This is a genomic window from Virgibacillus dokdonensis (assembly GCF_900166595.1).
GTDB classification, from domain to species: domain Bacteria; phylum Bacillota; class Bacilli; order Bacillales; family Amphibacillaceae; genus Virgibacillus; species Virgibacillus dokdonensis.
Genome location: NZ_LT745763.1, coordinates 3,639,036 through 3,659,073 on the forward strand (window position 1 = coordinate 3,639,036; position 20,038 = coordinate 3,659,073).

Consider the following 20,038-nt stretch of genomic DNA (forward strand, 5'->3'; position numbering starts at 1 on the left):
AAGTTTTAATATATATTCTTCCTTATTCCTGTTTCATGGATAAATTAAACTTCAAGGAAGTGTTTCACAGCATAAATGGATAAGCTTATGACAAATGAATAAACATAAAAACCATCATAGATCATTAGAAGTGAACCATGATGATTTCCATTGTATAAAATTTTTTTCTTTTTTATAGTACAAAAAACAGAATGCCAACGTGAGAACTATTTATTATATTTTTGCTTCATTTCTTTTAAATGCTCTTCAGATTTCCCTTTAGGAATGCTTAAGCTTTTCCATTCATTTCCCTTTCGCTGCTTGCCAATTAACATAATTTGTCCAACGTGGGAAGCATAATGAGCAAGCTGTCTTTCAATCGCATCTAAAACTAAAATGGGCTGTTCGCGAATCCTTACATTTTTTTTCAAATCCGCAGCCGTTAACTGTTCTAATGCTGCAAATAAGACAGACCAGCCCTCATTCCACAAAGTAAGCATATGCTGTTTTGAATCGACAGTGTTAATAAATTCCTGATCTCGATGTCGATTACTTTTCTCTCCGTCAGTTGTTAAAAAATCCGTCCATCTTGACAGCATATTGCCTCGTAAATGTTTCACAATGACAGCAATACTATTGGAAGCCTCATTCAATGTCCAATGTATATCCGATTCATTCAACTGTTGAAAAGCGCCCTCCCCTTGCTCCTTGATTTGTACAAACCTTTGTTTAATAATACGTATATATTCATCCCCTAAAGTCATCGCTTCAACCTCCATGTTAATTTCTTCTATTTTAAATGAAAGGGGCTTCTTGCCAAACACTTATAGTGAAAACATTGCCGTTTTGTTGAAAAAGCTCGCCTGTAAGGGCTTTTCCTATTAGAAATGGACTCCTATAATATAAAGCGAACCTGCAATAAGTAATCGCTTTCTTTCACCCCTATTAATTGTTTAGTAGCCCAAGGGTATGGATCTAAAGACCTCTTACGAAAAAGGAGTACGTGCTCTTATCTCCAACTTAGACTTGGTCTGCTCATATCTTCCAATTCATGAAGTGAGAGTCTTACTGCACCTAAAAATATTCACATAAAGTGCAAAGAAAGACCCGACACTAATCTAGCGCCGAGCCTTGCTGACATTTAACTCATTTACTTAACCAAAAATCGACCATAATTTACCGAACATGATCCATAATTGGGAAAATAGATAGGAAAAGAAGTTGTCCTCTATGCCTCCGTCTTTATCATCATCTTTATCCTCTTCGTCTTCTTTGCTCTCTTTTTGTTTTGTTACTTCGTGCGTTTTAACTGTTTCATTTCCGGCTACATCGACGACTTTAAACTCAAATTCGTTTTTCCCATCCTCTAAGTCTAGTTCTACTTCGACAAGCTCATCGAAACGGTTATCACCATAAGGTTGGGAAAGCTCATGTGTATAGACATGGTCGCCATCAACAAATACATTAATATCGTCAAAGTTGTCGCGAACTCTTGCTTTTACAGTAATTGTATCTTGCTTTGTTTTCTTTTTTCCTTTTACATTTAATTTAGCTTCCTTCGTATCGACAAAATAGCGTCGGCCTATTTCTGTTTCGTTGCCAAGCGTGTCCACTGCTTTCACCCGTTTAAAATAATACCCGCCCTTTTTATGTTTCACGGGTAAGGAAAATTCATAACGGTCTTTTTCTTCATTAAATTCAAGCTTTGCTTTTTTTCCATCGACTGTTACTTCCTTTACATCCGTTTCATCTGTTACATAACCAGAGAAAACAACTTCTCTTTTATCATGAGCCCCTAGATTTTCTGGAGCAAGCAAACGTAAGTCCGGTGCGGTTTTATCAGGCTCTTGCATTTCTGCTTCTACTTCCGTTTCATTTCCTGCATAGTCTGTCACTTTTACTGTTATTTTTGCATCTTCATCGACGGATAAAGGATGTTCCTTTTCTCCATTCACATACGGTTCTTCTAACACAGGTTCATCATTTACGAAAATCTCCCAAGAAGCGACGCCACTCCCTTTTTTAGCATCTTTTGCTGTTACAGTAAGCATTTCATTATCAAAATTATACGTTGCTTCTACTTCTGGAGCAGTTGTATCTAAAATTACTGGAAGCTTTAGCTTCTGCCATTCGGCACCTTCATAATCAACCTTTGCTTCTGCTTGTAAATAGTATTTTCCTTCTGGGGCCATCTTCCCCTTCACTTTTCCATCCCAAGCACGATCTGACGAAATAGAATAATAGGCTCCTTTTCCAGAGTCATAATAGTTTTTACTAATATGAGACTCTAAACGAATGGTACGAACTTTCTTTCCTTGTTCATCCAGTACAGTAAACTTGGCATCCTTTGCATTTCTTAAAAATGACAATATCGGAAGCGCATCATCTTTTACACCATCATCATTTGGAGAAAAGGCGATCTTCTCAGGGTTAATGTCACCTGTATTTAAATCTTCTCCTAAAAAATTATATTGCATATCACCATTTTTATCTTCGCCAGTTGAAGTTACAACCCCTGTCATACCATAAAATGAATCTTCTTCCCATACTGGCGCATCAAAAATCGAAGCTGCATCCCAATCACCTTTAAAACCGACATATGGAACCGTTAGTTCTGGATATGTGTCTGTCGGATCGGTTAATGTAACAAATCCTTCTAACCAGTAACCATTTGTAAATACTTTTGCTAACTCGTTGTTGACAGAACTTACATCAACGGTTACCGTAAAAGTTGTCTTTCCGTTTGCAGGTACTTCAATCGTAGCTTGTTTTTTCCCATTAATGGTCACAGCGTCTCCTAAATCATTAGACGGTAATAGATTTGGAGCTGTAACGAGATCATCTCCACTGTTTGCAGACGTATCTGTTTGCGCATTTGCATTCACTTCATAGGATACAGCTGTATCTTGGAAATTTTCAGCTGTTAGTTCAAAAGACACGCGATCTTCTGTTATTTGTTTTAAAGCGACCTTGGCTTCTTTCGTGTTAGATTCTGTCACAACTATAGGGGTAGTAAGTGCCGCGTGAAGTTGCATTATACCAGAACCTTGTCGGCGTGGAGATACTGGTTCTTCTTCAAACTGTACTTGCTTTGCCGTATTCATCATCATATTTTTGGCTAATGCAATCCGATCAGCCTTCTCATATCCAAATTCCTCATCCACACGCTGTAAAACAAGAGCCCCTCCTCCTGCTACATGTGGTGCAGCCATCGATGTTCCGCTCATTAAACCATATTTATTATCATTTAATGTAGAATAAATTTGTCCACCTGGGGCTGTAATTTCTGGTTTAAAGTCTAGATTTGGAGTAAGTCCCCAAGAAGTAAATGCGCTCATTTTTCCAGCATCTGGGTTGTCTATCGTTGCACTATCGCCTGTAAAAGCAATATTTACTTGCTTTTCTTCTGCAATAGCCTGTGCGAGCTTATCTCCATCACTCTTTAACATAAATAACTGTGGGATGGTAATTTCAGCTTCAGTTGCCATATTAACAATACCATCTGTGTTATTATAAATAATTGCGCCAGCAGCTCCCGCATTTTGCGCGTTAATTACTTTATCTGTAAACGCCAATTCTCCACGTTGCATTAGGGCAAATTTCCCTTCTACATCTTTGCCTTCAAAATCTTCTGGCTGTCCAAGCCCAGCATGAAAGAGAGAATAAGAAGTACCATCTGGCTTAGGCTCCGTGTTACCTGCCGACAGAAAGGCTGCTGTACCTTGTTGATCATCTATCGTATACGCTAACTGATCTACTTGCATAAACGTATTTTCAAACGAAGCAACCTGAAGCGAATCATCAGAAACACCAGGCGAGCCTGCTACACCGTAATCTGGGTTATTTACATCTGGATAAGCAAACCCATCTCCAAATAAAGCAGAATTTCCTGCAGAAATAGACATAAGAACGCCATTTTCTACGGCACGAGAAACAGCCTGTTGTTCAGGAGAATCATTATTTACATAGCCTGCGGGTGATCCTAAACTCAAATTTAACGCATCTACGCCAAGCTTAATCGCATCATCAATCGCTTTTACATAAATATCACCAAAAGTAGATCGCATTTCAGGGTCATTTCCAAACACTTTTAGTGCAAGTAGCTGCGCTTCTGGTGCCACCCCGATGACACCACTATTTTCTTCATCCCCATTAGCTCCAACCGTACCTGCTACATGCATGCCATGGTAATTTGCATTTGCATGTATTTCTCTTATTTCATCATTTTTATCCATATAATTATAGCCATATGGAACTTTTTCGTTATAAAATTTACCTGGAAGCGACTCGTCATTTACGACTTGTTCGACCTCTTCTTCAGATAAATCCGCCGTTTGCTCGTTAGATATAGCCATATCCTGGTGAGTTGGATCAATACCAGTATCAATAATACCGATAACCATGCCCTCACCTTTAAAATCATATTCCCTCCAAGCCTGCTGTGCTTCTACTAGTTCTTTACTATACTTCATATCTGGCTTAGCAATTGGGCGCTCATATTCATTTACCGTATGCACCTTTTTAACATTTTTAATCTCTTTTATTTTATCGAGATCGCCTTGTTTTACTTCAGCACTAAAGCCATTTACAACTGTTGTAAATTCTTCATGATACGTTACATCGACTTTTTTCTGTTTCATTTCTTCTTTTACCGACTTTTGCTTTTTCTTGGCATCGTTTTCCAGTTTTTCTTTTTCATTTTTCGGCATTTGATTAAACATAATACCTTTTTTCGTTGCCTTTTCAATCGCCGGTTCATCCTCTACCTCTACAATAACACGCGTTTTCTCATCTGGATTTTCTGTTTGTTTTAATGGTTCAGACGAAACATCAGGCTTGTTCTTCATTTCTGGCAATTGCTCGACGGCGTGGATAGTTGAAAAACTACTAAAAGTGAGTAAAAATATTAATAAAATCATAAAAGAACGTTTTATTGCCGGTGTAAACCTCATTCATTTTCCCCCTTATAAAATGGTAGAAGTTTTGATCCATTACTAGAAAAGACACCAATGGATAAAATCCTTAGAAAAACTTGGCTTCTCGCCAAGTCCTTATGGCGAAAGGCATAGTTTTTCTTATACTATAAACCTTTAAACTTTTATACTTTCCTATAGTGTTAAAAAAACTTGTTTCATACCACATTTTCATGACATAAACTGCCGTTTTTTGTTTGCAGTTGCTTTTCTTAATAGAGTAAGCTATCTCAAGCTATTCATGGTAGTTTTTCTGGAACGACACATTTTATTTCATATTTAAAAACAAGAAATACCCCCCTTTCTATTAATCTAAATTTTCCGATATATTAAAGCATAATAAAGTTACTAGATTGAAGGAAGTGTAAATAGTCCTGCATGTAAATAGGGAAATTGGGAAATTTCGACAAATACATACATATTTTTATCAAACTTTTGCACTACACAAAATATTGCAAATCAAAATGACTAGCTTTATTTTATAGCATTTCAGGTACTGAAAACGTATTTTGCGGTTTGAGAATATGGACCGATGCTTGACTTAATCTTTTCGAGGTTTACTTCATTGGGGAGTGAGAGTACAGATTTAGGGGCGACTACTTAATTCGGGATTTTGGGTGTTTATCATCATCTATTCAGTGGGTGAGCATCCCATTTGGATGCTGTCCTTCAAAAGGGAAGGGGCAACATTTGATCGATTGAATCCACGAGATGATCGCTTGGATGCTCAGGCTGTTCCATGTACATAACTACCGTCGTTATGTGCATCTTGCTCCGCCTTGCTTATGAGAAAAGCTTGTCCTAATTATAATTCTATGGCGAAAGCTATCTTTTTGCTTATATTATAAAACAAAAAAATTATACATAACTATATTGTAGAAGTAGGACTTTTTTAGTAGTTTTCGTCAAATTCTGCATAATTTTGTTTTATATGGTATGTTTTGATTGTTAGAAATTCCATACGTAGTATAAAATGGATGTATAGTAGAATAATTACAATCTGACATCCTTGTTAAATTGTGAACTTCAGCGAAAAAGTTGTGAACTTCAAGTAGATTGGTTGTGAACTCCAGCGAATTTTTATTGAACTCAAGCGAATTTTTTATAGCTCGAGCTAATTAACATTATTTTCCACTTTAAGCACCACAACTAAACCCCCTCCACTTGATGTGGAGGGGGTTTATGTTGAGAAATAAGAATATATACAATTAGCTGCTTGTCCACGTCTGGCTCCAGCGCTCAGCAACGAGGCGACTTCACGAAATCCCTACGATAAGTCATCATCGGTTTGTCGATAAGAGGAAGGCCGACTAAAAGCGGGCTTGCCGCACGACGTCGCGATACCCCCTCTGTTTTAGTGGCATCATTCCTTTGTCTCGGTTAATTCGCTCCATTCGCTACGTTGCTAAACGGGCGCCCCAAGCTTTGTTCATTGTTAAAACCAGTTGGTGTGGAAAATGCCTGTTTTATCTTTTCGTTGATACGTATGAGCACCAAAATAATCACGTTGGGCTTGCACTAAATTAGCTGGTAAATCCGCAGAACGATAACTGTCGTAATAAGCAATTGCGCTAGAAAAAGCAGGAACAGCAATACCTTGCTTAATTGCAACTGCGACGACTTCTCGTAAAGCATCTTGATAATTTTCTACAATCTCTTTAAAATATGGATCCAGTAATAAATTCGCTAAGTCAGGTGTTCTGTCGTACGCATCTTTAATTTTTTGTAGGAATTGCGCACGAATAATACATCCACCACGCCAAATCATCGCAATATCGCCATAATTTAGATCCCAGTCATTTTCTTCCGATTGCGCACGCATTTGCGCAAATCCTTGAGCATATGAGCAAATCTTACTCATATATAAGGCCTTTCTAACTGCTTCAATAAGCTCTTTTCGATCACCAATGAATGGCTTTTTCTCAGGTCCATGCAACTGTGCACTTGCATGTACACGCTCATCCTTCATCGCAGAAATAAACCTGGCAAATACAGACTCCGTGATTAAAGGAAGAGGTACACCTAAGTCTAATGCATTTTTACTTGTCCACTTTCCTGTTCCCTTCTGTCCTGCTGTATCTAAAATAACATCTACTAGTGGCTGATTTGTTTCTTCATCTTTCTTCGTAAAAATATCTGCCGTTATTTCAATAAGATAGCTATCTAATTCTCCTTCATTCCATTCAGCAAACACTTCATGTAACTCGTCTGCTTCCATACCGAGGACATGTTTTAAAATAAAATAAGCTTCAGCTATCAACTGCATATCGCCATATTCAATACCATTATGCACCATTTTTACATAGTGTCCAGCACCATCAGGGCCAATATATGTGGTACATGCTGCTCCATCTACTTTAGCTGCAATAGCTTCAAAGATGGGAGCCACTAATTCATGGGCTTCTTTTTGACCACCTGGCATTATGGAAGGACCTTTTAATGCTCCTTCTTCACCACCGGAGACCCCTGTTCCAATAAAATGGACCCCTGATTTTACTAGTTCTTTATTACGACGAATCGTGTCTTCATAAAGTGTATTTCCACCATCAATTAAAATATCGCCTTTATCCAAGTGAGGAAGAAGTGATTCAATCGTAGCATCCGTAGCAGCTCCTGCTTTAACCATTAATAAAATTTTTCTAGGCTTTTCTAATGATGCAACAAATTCGTCAATCGATTTTGCACCTTTAAATTGTTTTCCTTTTGCCTCATTGGCTAAGAAAGCATCTGTTTTATCACTTGAACGGTTATAAACAGCAACCGAATAACCACGACTTTCAATATTTAACGCTAAGTTCTTACCCATTACTGCTAGACCGATTACGCCGATTTGTTGTTTTTCCATGTTTGTAGGTCATTCCCTTCTCTAATCATGCTTCATGTATTATAAATTGCAGCTTCAATGAGTGAGGTTTTCTTACCCACTGATTGTTCGATGAATATATCAGAGTTTAGATGCTGTTATCTCCACTTAAACTTGTCCAAATCGCATCTTCCTATTCTTAAGGTCCGATTGTTACAGCATCTTATCCCCAGAATAAATTCTTCCTTTATTATATTAAACTTTTCACATTTTGACGATTGATTACGTTTATGCTTTCGTATTCCTATTTCCAGCGTGAAGAATGCGCACACTGTAAAAGCACGTATATGTTCCGTTGCTCATAGACTTTACGTCTTATCCTTGTAGCGTAATCAATCACTTGAAAGACTTTCACGTATTAACGATTTTTTTTCTTTCTTGTAACCAATAGACGAAGCATACGCAAGACAGGTCGCTTTCCTCCCATTACAATACCTGCCATTTCAGCAAATAAATGCAATAAAATAAGCACAATAACGGTAATAATAAAGGAAACCGTAATACTTGCATTGGAAAACAGCACAGCCAAAGTGCCGAACAATGCACTAAAACCATAAATAATTAACACTGTTTTGCGATGACTATACCCAGCCTGCAATAGTTGATAATGAATATGCTTATTATCAGGCATCATAATATTTTCCTTATTATATGCTCTTCTTGCAATTGCAAACAACGTATCAAATATAGGTACAGCTAGCACAATAATCGGAATTACAAAACTAAATAATGCCACGTTTTTAAATAAACCGAGCATGGAAACGACAGCTATCATATAACCTAAAAAATTAGATCCCGTATCCCCCATATAAATTTTAGCAGGGTAAAAATTATGGTATAAAAAACCAAGGTTACTCCCTATTAAGGTAACGCATAAATACGCAACCATCATTTGCATATCAATAAATGCCATTACGCTAATGCTAATTAAAGCAATCGTTGTTACCCCTGTTGCTAAACCATCTAAGCCATCAATTAAATTTATAGCGTTTGTAATTCCTACCACCCAGAATACCGTAATTAATACACTGGCAAATCCCAATTCTACTGTTCCAAAAAGTGGAAGCGTTAATTTTTCAATAATTAGTCCTGAAGAAACTAAAAAGGAAGCTGCAATTAATTGTCCGGTTAACTTCACAACTGGTTGGATGCCAAATCGGTCATCTAATGCACCAGTTACTATAATAACTACTGCTCCAGCAGCTATTTCAGCTAAGTGTGGATGGCTCGGCTGTAAATATAATAACCCTGCTCCCATTCCTAAAAATATAGCTAAACCACCTAAACGAGGCGTTACCTTCGTATGTATTTTTCGATAGTTCGGGAAATCTACAGCGCCCACAAAAACGGCAAATTTTTTCACCGGATAGGTCAATAGAAAAGAAGTGGCAGCTGCAATGACAAAAGCTATCATAAAGTCTACATAATTTATCATATTATTCTCCTACTGTTCTTAGCTGAGTTTCTTCTTCGCTAAAATGTATAATCGACTTAAATTATATCGAATCCTAGCAGTTTTTAGCAAATTATATTGTACACACCATTAAAACATGATAGGCTATTTTTGGAAGTGCTTTGCCCATTCGAATCCGGAAAAGATTTTGTTTCTAGTAATTTTTTCTAATAAAGATTGTTCAAAAATTGCATGGTTACGCACTATTCAAATGCAATTTTTGTTTATTTATATCATAACCTGAATCATTACGACATGAGGAACATAAGGCGCTTACTTCGTTTCATTCGCCATATCTGAAAATAGTGAATTGTGTTCCAACCATTTACAACTACCACACCAATAACGATAAAGGAGGTTTCCAAATGATACCGTACATATTTGTTGCAGCAGCTACATTAGCTATGTTTCCTATTTTAACTCTTTATAAAATGAATGTGGAAAAATTAAAACAAGATCCAAGTCAGCATGCGAGAGTACAAAATAATTTAATGATTGGTGTCGCTCTGAGCGAAGCTATTCCTATACTACTCATTATTTATGGCTATGCACAGATGGAAAGTGTGTCTACCGTGTCAGACTTATATCTGCCAGGGATTATTCTATTATTTTTGGTCATTTTTGCTGTTTTATTTATTTTCATGCAAGCCAAAGTGGGCGTCCCTGAAGAAGCAAAATCCATGATTACGCAATTTTCCATCATTAGTATCATGCTGGCTCTTGCTATTCCTATTATTTCTATTGTGTCTTTATTTATGATGATGCCTTAGCACAAACAAATATGAAATTTTAGAAAAACTTGGCTCATACTATAGCATTCAGTAGGAGATTTTCCCTCCCCCCTACTGAATGCTTCTTGATATTAAAAGTCCTACACAAATGAAAAAGGTAAACCCCTTTCACTTTGGCAGCAAGATCTCTTTCTTTTGGATAAACAGAAGCAGCTTTTCGTGAACTACTCCAACATTTATCACCTTTACAGTTTGCTTAAAAAACCTTCTTGCATCATCGACAACGAACACCTTACTATTCGGCTATACCTTCACACTCGTGAAGAGGGGCACTTCTTTCGCAATTACGTTACATCGACACATAGCTATTCCGTTTCTTTATTTTCAATATCTGTTTCCAATCGCTGAATAAATTCTTCTGCAGCGCTATAACCTTGTTGATGTAAGTACCAATTATTTGCCGCAGCTTCAATTAAACCGACAACGTCCCGACCAGGCTGTAATTGAATTTCTATCGCCGGTATAGCAACACTCATATAATCGTTCGTCTTTGTTTCAAGCTCCAATTCGTTGTTTAAAGCATCCTTTTCCCATTCTGTTAAATGTATATCAAGCGCGATACGCGTTTCTTCTTGAAAGGCCTTTTGACCATATATGCGAACAACATTAAGAAGTCCAACGCTACGCAAAGCAAGGAACTCTTTATTCGTTTGGTTATGTGTACCTAACAACGTATCCGGACCTAGCTTCTTTAACACAACGATATCATCTGCGACTAGCCGATGACCTCTACCAATTAGTGTATGGGCAATTTCACTTTTGCCAATTCCTGATTTGCCGCGAATGAGAATTCCAAGTCCAAAAATATTTACACAAACAGCATGAATGGCTGTTTCTGGAGCCAACGCTTTAATCATGTAAGCATCATATTTTTCAATAAAAGTTGATGTCGGCTCTTTTGTCCGAAGTAAAGGAATGCCTTCCTGATTACAAAATTGGGTTAAATACATCAACCCCTCCTGTTCTGAAGTTACAATAAAACAAGGTGGATGATACTTTACGATATTGCCAATTCGTGATCTTCTCTGCTCATGTGTCAATTGATGTAAATAAGTAATTTCTTTTTTCCCTAATACTTGTACGTGTTCCATAGGAAAAAAATCAAAGTACCCAATAAATTCAAGCCCCGGACGATGCGTTCTCGGCTTGGTGATTGGTCGGTTCAATTCAACTTCTCCGGCCAATATCTCTAAATTAAACTGTTCTGCTAATTGTTTTACAGTGACGGATTTCATCATGATACGCTCCATTTCTAATCTGCTATAACTATGTACTATTATATACGATAACGGGTAATAAAAGTTTCGTAAGGCTTGGTCTATAATTAAAATTTTGTGCTATATTTCACAATAACTATTTGTATGAAACTTTACAACTAACAGTCACTCTGTTTAGTGTTGACTTAAATGAAAGTGTTTATCCTTTGGGGATGCTATAAGACTATTGGAAGATGAGCTTAAAAAACCCTGAGAGGCATTTGGCCAATCAAGGTATGAGTTTCATTATCATTTCTAATCAACTAGTAACTCCAAGTAATATTTATCATTTTCTTCTATTTTTCTTAAAATTCTTCATGATAAGTCACAATTTGAATATCATAAAATAAAGCGGACTGTTATTCTTTTCATTTATGGAACTTGTCAATTACAATTTGAGCTTTCCGTATTACTATGTTAACAGCACTTTTATAATATGGCTACAAGTTCAATTTTATCCATGTTATAAAGCTTTGAAGGTAACTAATAACCGTATCTTTGTTAAATTTTCGTAAAATGTCAATTACAGACTTGTTTTCAACGACAAAGTAGTTAACCCCATTTCATGCTTACATTATTTAAGACTTCATAAATGGTTTAATAGAGCTTTTTTTCCTTGGCCATCTAAATTTTGGAACATGCTTTACCATTACTTCATAAGTGATTCCCCATTGCTGTTCCGATAAAGTCGCAACTGAAACCTTATTTTTTATTCCAAGCCTCCTTTTTAAATGCTTCATTTGAGATGGTGTAAATACACCTTTTAATGCTAAATCAATAGATGATTGGGGAGTTTTAAGCACATAATCGACCAATCCCCAAAAGATTAAATAATCTCTATAAGGTACAATCGGTTTAGCTTTTCTGTTTATTGTAATTATTGCGGAATCAACTCTTGGTGGTGGAGAGAAATTCTTTCTTGGAATCTCTTTAATATACCGAATATCAAACCACATTCTCCAAGCAATTATATATGGATCTTTCACAAAATTTGACGTGAATCTTTTGGCTGTTCCTTTTTCCAATACAATAACTCCTCTTTGAAAACCACTTGAAGGTTTATTAAGAAGCATTTTCATAATCGGTGTTGTAATGGCATATGGAATATTCGAAACAACCACAAAAGGCTCTCGGGGTAACAAAATTTTTAATATGTCTTGTTGGATTATCACTGTGTTTTTCATTTCAAGTTGTTTTAATTTCCTTATAAACTTATGGTCGTATTCAACAGCGAGAACCTTTCTTGCCCGATTACTTAAAACGTTAGTAATTGCTCCTTTTCCAGCTCCCAATTCTAATACAAGATCACTCTCTGAAATCTGAGCAATGTTTACAATATCCTTTAGCAATCCTTTGTTATGCAGCAAGTGTTGCCCGCTAAAGTTCGGAAATTTCTCAATGGGAGATTTTGTATGTTTATACTTTTTCCTTCTTTTTGTCATTATTCAAACAATCCTTCCTTAAATTAATTGACTTTTCGGCTCTGAATGCAAAAAAACCACAGAAATAGACGTCTGTAGTTTCCAGTAAACGGAATCAATTATTTAGAAGTAGACAAAAAGACATTTTGACGTAGGAAAAAGTTATACGACACAAAATGGGTTTTCTCTCTTGTAAAGAAAGCTAAATAAATTTCTCATAAAAATATTAAAAGGAAAGGATGAATAATCAACCTTCCCTGTCTCATTAACAAAATATTTTAATATAGATTGTTAAATAAAAATGGACAGACTTATCCCGTTTACTCTGTAAGCAAAAGCAACAGAGCCTTCGAACGTATTAAATTACATGTTCAAAGCATGGTAAGTCTTGATTGCCCCCATATTATTTAACAACCCTCCTTAGTTTAATTACATTAAATACAGTATAGATTATAAATAAATCTATAGATAAAGTCAATAAACAGAAGGACTTGATAAGAGTGACCCTTATTAGAAAACGTTACTCGTCAATAAATCGCTTGGAAAAAATTGGATCCCTGTACGATAAAGTTTAATATTTTACAATTAGATAACCTTTGTTAATATTAAAATTGAAAATCAACTTGCTTGTTTTCTTGATTTTCATACCCTTTCATATAATCAATTCTTCGTTGTGCAGAGGTCTTGCTTACTTGTTCATCGGCATGATAGGAAGAACGCACTAAAGGGCCTGCTTCACAATGTTTAAACCCTTTTTCCAAAGCAATTTGCTTTAATTCTTCAAATTCATCTGGATGATAATAACGTTCAACTGCTAAATGCTTCTTTGTCGGCTGTAAATATTGACCAATTGTCATAATATCTACTTGATGCGCGAGTAAATCATCCATCGCTTGAATGATTTCTTCTTTTTCTTCACCTAAACCAACCATGATACTTGATTTTGTTGGCGTGTTTGGTCGAATTTCCTTTACTCGCTGTAAAAGCTGGAGTGACCGATCGTACATCGCTCGCGCACGTACTCGTTTTGTTAACCTTCGCACCGTTTCAATATTATGGTTAAAAATATCTGGTTCACTATCCATAAGCGTATGTAAACTTTCATAGTCGCCTTTCATATCAGAAGGAAGAATTTCAATCGTACAACCAGGATTTTTCCGTCTAATTGCTCGCACCGTTTCTGCAAAAACAGCTGCCCCACCATCAGTTAAATCATCTCGAGCAACAGCCGTAACTACAACATGCTTTAACCCCATGATTTCAACGGAATCTGCTACACGCTCTGGCTCTCCCCAATCCAATTCATTCGGTAGGCCTGTTTTTACCGCACAAAAACGACATCCCCTCGTACAAGTGTCTCCTAAAATCATGAAGGTTGCTGTCTTTCTCTCGCTCCAACATTCATGAATATTTGGGCAACGGGCTTCTTCGCAAACGGTGTTTAAACGATTTTCGCGCATAAGCTTTTTCAAACCACGATACGATTGGTTCGTATTAATTTTTGTTTTTAACCATTCGGGCTTTCTTAAAGTTGTAGTGTTTTTAGACATGTGAAACCACTCCTTCTAATGGTAAATTGGCATACTCTTTTTCAGCTAACTGATACACTTCATTCCACTGGCTTTTTGTTAATGAAAATTCGGTTAGTTCAATACCCAGTCCATCTGAAAAACCTTTTTTAAATGCGGTTTTTACAGTGTCATAGGATACACTTTTCTTTAAAATTCGATTTATCGTTGTCGCCTTGTTCCAAAAAGCTTGTTTCTTTCGCGCTTTTAATTTTTCGCTTGGTAAAATAAACATATCAAACAACATGTCTATATCCATCGAAATAGGAATAGATCCATGCTGAAGCAGTACGCCTTTTTTTCTCGTTTGCGCATTCCCTGACAGTTTTTTACCATCTGCTACCATTTCATAAAATGCTGGGCGCTCAAAACAAATATTGCTTCTTTCTTTCGAAGCTAATTCCGCATACCCCGCTTCAATGCCTAAGTTTTTATATCCTTCCAAAATCCCTTTTGATAAATCATAATAGGCTTGGCGAATAGATGAAGCAATTGCTGGATGTGACTCAGAAATAACAATGCTGTATGTCAATTCATCGTCATGAAGCACAGCACTTCCTCCAGTCATTCGGCGAACTAATTGGCATTGATGTTTCTTTATACCATCTAAATCAATTTTTCCTGCTATCTTTTGGAAGTGCCCAACAGAAAGCGTTGGTTTCCTCCATTGATAAAAGCGTAATGTTGGAGGTATTTTCCCTTCTTTATGCCAATGCAATAGTGCCTCATCTAATGCCATATTAATTGCAGCATCGTGAGGTACATTTTCTAAAAATCCCCATCGCTCTTTCATTTACAACCGCCTCCAGTAAAGTAAAATTTCGTCTGTGGAAGGTTATGCCATATTTATCAAGTGCACTACTATTTAATGTAATAATTTACCTATCATTCATTTTATTAGAAAATCATCAAAACGCCAAATCTAAAGCGAAAGCTATATAGTTTTTCTTAGACAGACTATAAAGCTTTAAACTTTTATACTTTCCTATAGTGGGACAAAGGCCCGTGGCGCCGTTTAGCAATGTAGCGAATGGAAAGAAACCACTGAGATAAAGGAATCATGCCACTAAAAAACAGAGGTATGCCAAGGTCGGGGCAAGCCCGTTTTTAGTCGGCATTCCGCTTAGTGACGAACCGATGATGACTTATCGTAGGGCGTTTTCATGAAGTCGCCTAGTTGCTGGGTGATGAAGCTAGATGTCGCTATTCAGTGATTTCCTTATCCACTAGCACTTCATTTCGAGAAAGGCATTTAGATTCTAATAGCTTGCTTTAGACTTGCGACTCACATTCTTGAGGATTCTTACAACACTTTATATCCAAATAAATATTTCTGAAAAATAAAAAACCGCATTCCGCTTACGTGAAATGCAGTCAGGTATGACCACACTTTCCCACGCAGGCATTATCCTGTTCGGGTACAAAGGGTCAGAACGTGCACCGTTCCTCTCAGCTCATCAACTAGCTCCCCTAGTGTTAACAGTTTTAGAAAAAATTTGCTTGTCGCAATGCTTTTTAGTAACAAAGCTATGCTTTTCTACGACTATGAATATTTTTATGCTTTTAAAATTTATTTAAGCTAAGTTAAGGTTAGCAATAATACAAAAAAATGTAAAGTGTGAATTTATTTAATACGTCCGTATATTAAATAAATATAGAATACTAGTGCTTAAACAACTCTACTCATAAAATACTGCATTCGCATTTATTTGCATGCTCTTATATAATATTTAATAGGAAAGATATTCATGTTTATAAAGCACGTTAAAAATCACTCTAAACAGAGTTAATTTTAGCTCGTTACCTACAACTAAAAAATATTCAATTCGTGGGGGAGTTTTGTTTCAACCCCAGCGAATTGTTTAGTAGCCCAAGGGTATGACCTAAAGGTCTCTTACGAAAAAAGAGATTTAGGTGCTGTTCAGCTCACTTCTTCCAATCTTGAAGTGGAAGTCTTACGGGGTAAATGGTTTAGAAAAATGATCTAATATGGAGGCTACAAAAATGAACTCGATTCTCGATGAAGTTCTGTTAAAATATCAAACCTTAAGTAAAACGGAAAAAAAAGTAGCTGATTATGTCATTAATAATAGTCAACATATGTTAAATATACATATTAAAGATTTAGCAAGTCGTATCCAAGTTTCGGTAGCTACAATTACTCGTTTTTGCAAAAAAGTAGGCGTAAGTAACTTTGTAGAATTTAAAATATTATTACGAGATGCAGTCGAACAGACAGTGGAGTCGGATGAAGTAATAGACATAGTGGCTCAAGTTTATCATTCTGTCATTAAATCCACACATTCGGTAGCAACCATGAATGATTATGAACGTGTGTCCAACTGGATACAGGAGGCAAATCGAATTCATATTTACGGTATTGGCAGTTCAGGCTTATCTGCTGAGGAACTAAAAATAAGATTAACTCGAATGGGGTATAGTGTAGATACACATACAGACTCGCATGCAATGGTTATTAATGCCTCGATTCTTACAAAAAGTGATGTCGTTATTGCGATATCTTCTTCTGGTCAAACGAAAGAAGTGATCGATAGTGTGCACATCGCCAAATCAAAAGGAGCAAAAATTGTCTCTATTACAAATTTTTCCGAAACAAATTTAGCACATCAATCTGATGTGATTCTATACACTACAAGTATTCAGCACTATCAAGCAAAAGGTTTTATGAACAGTCAATTATCTATTCTAATTTGTTTAGACATTCTTAGTATGATGCTTTTAACAGATGAACAGGCACATGCTACTTATAATCAGACCCTAGCTAAATTAGAAGAATACAAAAAAATATAGCGGTAACCAACTTAATGGTTACTACTATATTTTTGAATTTCATCTACAAAGGTTTCCGTAATTAATTGCGGTCTAGTAATGGCACTACCAACTACAACAAAAAAAGCGCCATTCCTAAGAGCTGCTAGAGCTGTTTCTGGTGTACTAACTTTTCCTTCAGCAATAACTGGAATGGATATTACTGATTGCATCTCACGCAATAATTGAAAATCGTTGGCTGCGATATGTTGGTCTGCCGTTTCTTGTGTGTATCCTACTAAGGTCGTCGATACACAATCAAAACCTAGCGATTCCGCTCGTTTCGCCTCCTCTACTGTAGATATATCCGCCATTAGCTCGGTATCATCAGATTGCTCCTTGATAAAGCGTATCATTTCTTCTAAGTTTTCGTTTTCTGGACGCTTTCGCATCGTCGCATCCATTGCAATAATATTTGCACCTGCATCTAGCAAAGCGGACGCTTCTTTTTTTGTTGGTGTAATATAAACATCGCTATCCTTGTAATCTTGTTTAATTAAACCAATAATTGGAACGTTTACTTGTTGCTTTATTGCTTCTATATCAGCTACTGAGTTGGCTCGAATACCTTTAGCACCACCTTGTACAGCTGCTAATGCCATTTTTGCCATTATTTCTGAAGAATGCAGTGGTTCATCTTCTAACGCCTGACAAGATACAATTAGCTGATTCTCTAGTTGTTTAACATACATATTACAAATCTCCCATTGTCTTCTCAATATTGTTTTTAATCGTCGTTACCTCTGGGCCATAGATTACTTGAATTCCATTTCCTTTAGCTACAACACCTTTGGCACCAGTTTTCATGAGCGCTTCTTTTTGTACTTGATCTTGCTCGAATACGCTCACCCTTAATCGTGTGGCGCAATTATCCACATCTTTAATATTAGATTTACCACCAAGCCCGTCGATAATAGCGCGTGCTTGTTCTTCTGGAGTAAACATTTGTATATCCATATCTTCTTCTTGACGACCGGGTGTTTTTAAATTGAATTTTACTATAGCAAAACGGAATGTAAAATAGTATAAGAAAAACCAGAACAGACCAATAATTGGAACCCATATCCAATTTGTTTTTTCAACACCTTGTAAAACACCGAAGAGCATAAAATCAATAAAACCACCTGAAAAAGTTTGCCCAATGGTTACTTCAAACATATGTGCGAACATAAACGCTAACCCATCAAAAAAAGCATGAATAACGTACAGAATCGGAGCAACAAATAAGAAGGAAAATTCAATTGGCTCTGTGATCCCTGTTAAAAAAGAGGTTAATCCAGCTGATAACATTAATCCGAGTACGATTTTTTTGTTTTTCGGCTTAGCCGTTTGATAAATAGCCAGACAAGCCCCAATGAGACCAAACATCATCGTAATATGTCTGCCAGCCATAAATCGAGCAGTTCCAATATAAAATTGCTCTACATCGGGCTGTGCTAACTGAGCAAAAAAGATTCTTTGCGTCCCTTCAATCAAAGTACCGTCAACGATCATCGATCCACCAAGACTTGTTGTCCAAAATGGAATGTAAAAAATATGATGTAAACCGAATGGACCAAGTAAGCGCAAAATAAATCCATATAAGAAAGTTCCTAAATAACCGGTTGCCTCTACTAGCCCACCAAGCGAGAAAATCCCCGTTTGGATGATTGGCCAAATGTAGTATAAAATGACACCTAATAGAATGGACATAAATGCTGTAATAATTGGTATGAATCTTGACCCACCAAAGAAACCTAAAAATTTAGGAAGTTCCACATTATTATATCGTTGATGAAGGAAATAAGTTAAAAGCCCTAAAATAACACCACCAAATACGCCTGTCTCTAAAGATTGAATACCTAGTATCGTTCCTTGACCAACTTCAGCCAAATTATTTTCAGCTAATTTACCAGTAATAGTCAGCATTGCGTTAATTGTCGCATTCATAACTAAATACCCCAATACAGCTGCTAGACCTGCTGTACCTTTATCATTTCTTGCCAGCCCTATTGCGACACCTACGGCAAAAATCAATGCAAGATTTGCAAAAACAATACTACCAGCTGAACTCATAATGGTAAAAATAGCTTGTAACCATTTCTGATCAAGGAAGGTGTATGCCTCTATTGTTGCTGGATTACTAAAAGCTCCTCCAATCCCAAGCAACAACCCTGCTGCAGGTAGCACTGCAATTGGAAGCATAAACGATTTCCCAAACCTTTGCGCTTGCTCAAATAATGCCTTTTTCATTTCTAAACACCTCATCTCTTATATGTTGTCAAATACAGCTCCACAATCTGTAAGCGTCTACTTTTCAAAGCAATAAAAACATCACTCACCATGTCAAAAATAATGCCATTCAATTACAATCATTTTCAATCAACATGGTTGTTTGGCTAAATTGGAAAGCCTATAAAGACTGAAGGTAATTTAACTCTTCTCGAATTGTTTTAAATAAACGTTTTTGATTGCAATGAAAACCTTTTTGTAAACCATTTACAAAAATATTATAAAACAGATAATAATTTTAATCAAGTGCAAATATTATCCTGTTATTTTTGAGGTATTGAGATTATTGTGTGGAAAAAACTTATAGTTAATTGTTGTTTAGACAACCGTAAAATTGGATAATTGTTTGGAGAATTTTTTTACAATCTAATGATTGATAACTAATCGCTATTTAAACAATACTCCACATCCTTAAATTGTGTGGATAATAGAAAATAATTGTATATCACTTTAAAAGATTGTCGGTTTAATCCGAGAGTAAACTTATACAATTCATGCTAAAAATTATTGTTTTTTATAGTCCGATGATTTAAGATAATAGTAATAGTAAATGGGTGGAGGTATTCTAATCATGATGATGGCAGTGTTCTTGACAGTTATTCGATAATCACAAATTGAATAGCAATCATACTTG

At 36.3% G+C, this 20,038-nt stretch carries 12 protein-coding genes and 1 riboswitch; of the genes, 2 read left to right on the plus strand and 10 right to left on the minus strand.

Annotated features, from left to right (window positions below; translation table 11 throughout):
- Positions 1 to 206: 206 nt before the first annotated feature.
- From B2C77_RS18460 to B2C77_RS18475, 4 genes are all read right to left on the minus strand, one after another.
- A complete protein-coding gene (locus tag B2C77_RS18460; RefSeq protein ID WP_077706367.1) occupies positions 207 to 743 on the minus strand; it encodes a DUF1572 family protein in 537 nt (178 codons plus the stop codon).
- Between the two features lie 390 nt (positions 744 to 1,133).
- Positions 1,134 to 4,931 carry a S8 family serine peptidase gene (locus B2C77_RS18465; RefSeq protein ID WP_077706368.1) on the minus strand — a complete coding sequence of 1,266 codons (3,798 nt, stop codon included), beginning with the start codon at positions 4,929 to 4,931 and terminating at the stop codon, positions 1,134 to 1,136.
- A 1,456-nt stretch (positions 4,932 to 6,387) separates the two neighbouring features.
- Positions 6,388 to 7,797 carry an NADP-dependent phosphogluconate dehydrogenase gene (gene gnd, locus B2C77_RS18470; protein ID WP_077706369.1) on the minus strand — a complete coding sequence of 470 codons (1,410 nt, stop codon included), beginning with the start codon at positions 7,795 to 7,797 and terminating at the stop codon, positions 6,388 to 6,390.
- A 376-nt stretch (positions 7,798 to 8,173) separates the two neighbouring features.
- Positions 8,174 to 9,250: a glycosyltransferase family 4 protein gene (locus tag B2C77_RS18475; RefSeq protein ID WP_077706370.1), complete on the minus strand. Its 1,077-nt coding sequence runs from the start codon at positions 9,248 to 9,250 to the stop codon at positions 8,174 to 8,176.
- Between the two features lie 383 nt (positions 9,251 to 9,633).
- Here B2C77_RS18475 and B2C77_RS18480 point away from each other — a divergent pair, with 383 nt between their 5' ends.
- Positions 9,634 to 10,038: a hypothetical protein gene (locus B2C77_RS18480; RefSeq protein WP_077706371.1), complete on the plus strand. Its 405-nt coding sequence runs from the start codon at positions 9,634 to 9,636 to the stop codon at positions 10,036 to 10,038.
- 326 nt (positions 10,039 to 10,364) lie between these two features.
- Here B2C77_RS18480 and hprK read toward each other — a convergent pair whose 3' ends face one another.
- The 4 genes from hprK to B2C77_RS18500 form a co-directional block, all read right to left on the minus strand.
- On the minus strand, positions 10,365 to 11,294 hold the full coding sequence (hprK, locus tag B2C77_RS18485; protein WP_077706372.1) for an HPr(Ser) kinase/phosphatase: 930 nt from the start codon (positions 11,292 to 11,294) through the stop codon (positions 10,365 to 10,367).
- A gap of 599 nt (positions 11,295 to 11,893) precedes the next feature.
- Complete coding sequence (gene erm / locus B2C77_RS18490) at positions 11,894 to 12,757, minus strand: 23S ribosomal RNA methyltransferase Erm (protein WP_077706373.1); 864 nt, start codon at positions 12,755 to 12,757, stop codon at positions 11,894 to 11,896.
- 584 nt (positions 12,758 to 13,341) lie between these two features.
- Positions 13,342 to 14,286: a lipoyl synthase gene (gene lipA / locus B2C77_RS18495; protein ID WP_077706374.1), complete on the minus strand. Its 945-nt coding sequence runs from the start codon at positions 14,284 to 14,286 to the stop codon at positions 13,342 to 13,344.
- Entirely contained in the window at positions 14,279 to 15,097 is an 819-nt protein-coding gene (locus B2C77_RS18500) for a lipoate--protein ligase family protein (protein WP_077706375.1), read from the minus strand. Before B2C77_RS18500 ends, lipA begins: the two co-directional genes overlap by 8 nt.
- A 581-nt stretch (positions 15,098 to 15,678) precedes the next feature.
- Positions 15,679 to 15,786, minus strand: a riboswitch (TPP riboswitch).
- A 522-nt stretch (positions 15,787 to 16,308) separates the two neighbouring features.
- Here B2C77_RS18500 and B2C77_RS18505 point away from each other — a divergent pair.
- Entirely contained in the window at positions 16,309 to 17,115 is an 807-nt protein-coding gene (locus tag B2C77_RS18505) for a MurR/RpiR family transcriptional regulator (RefSeq protein ID WP_077706376.1), read from the plus strand.
- Between the two features lie 11 nt (positions 17,116 to 17,126).
- Here B2C77_RS18505 and B2C77_RS18510 read toward each other — a convergent pair whose 3' ends face one another.
- Together B2C77_RS18510 and B2C77_RS18515 are read right to left on the minus strand one after the other, a co-directional pair.
- Positions 17,127 to 17,825 (minus strand): N-acetylmannosamine-6-phosphate 2-epimerase, encoded by a 699-nt coding sequence (locus B2C77_RS18510; protein ID WP_077706377.1) that lies wholly within the window; start codon positions 17,823 to 17,825, stop codon positions 17,127 to 17,129.
- 1 nt (position 17,826) lies between these two features.
- Complete coding sequence (locus tag B2C77_RS18515) at positions 17,827 to 19,365, minus strand: PTS transporter subunit EIIC (RefSeq protein ID WP_073009367.1); 1,539 nt, start codon at positions 19,363 to 19,365, stop codon at positions 17,827 to 17,829.
- Between the last annotated feature and the right edge of the window lie 673 nt (positions 19,366 to 20,038).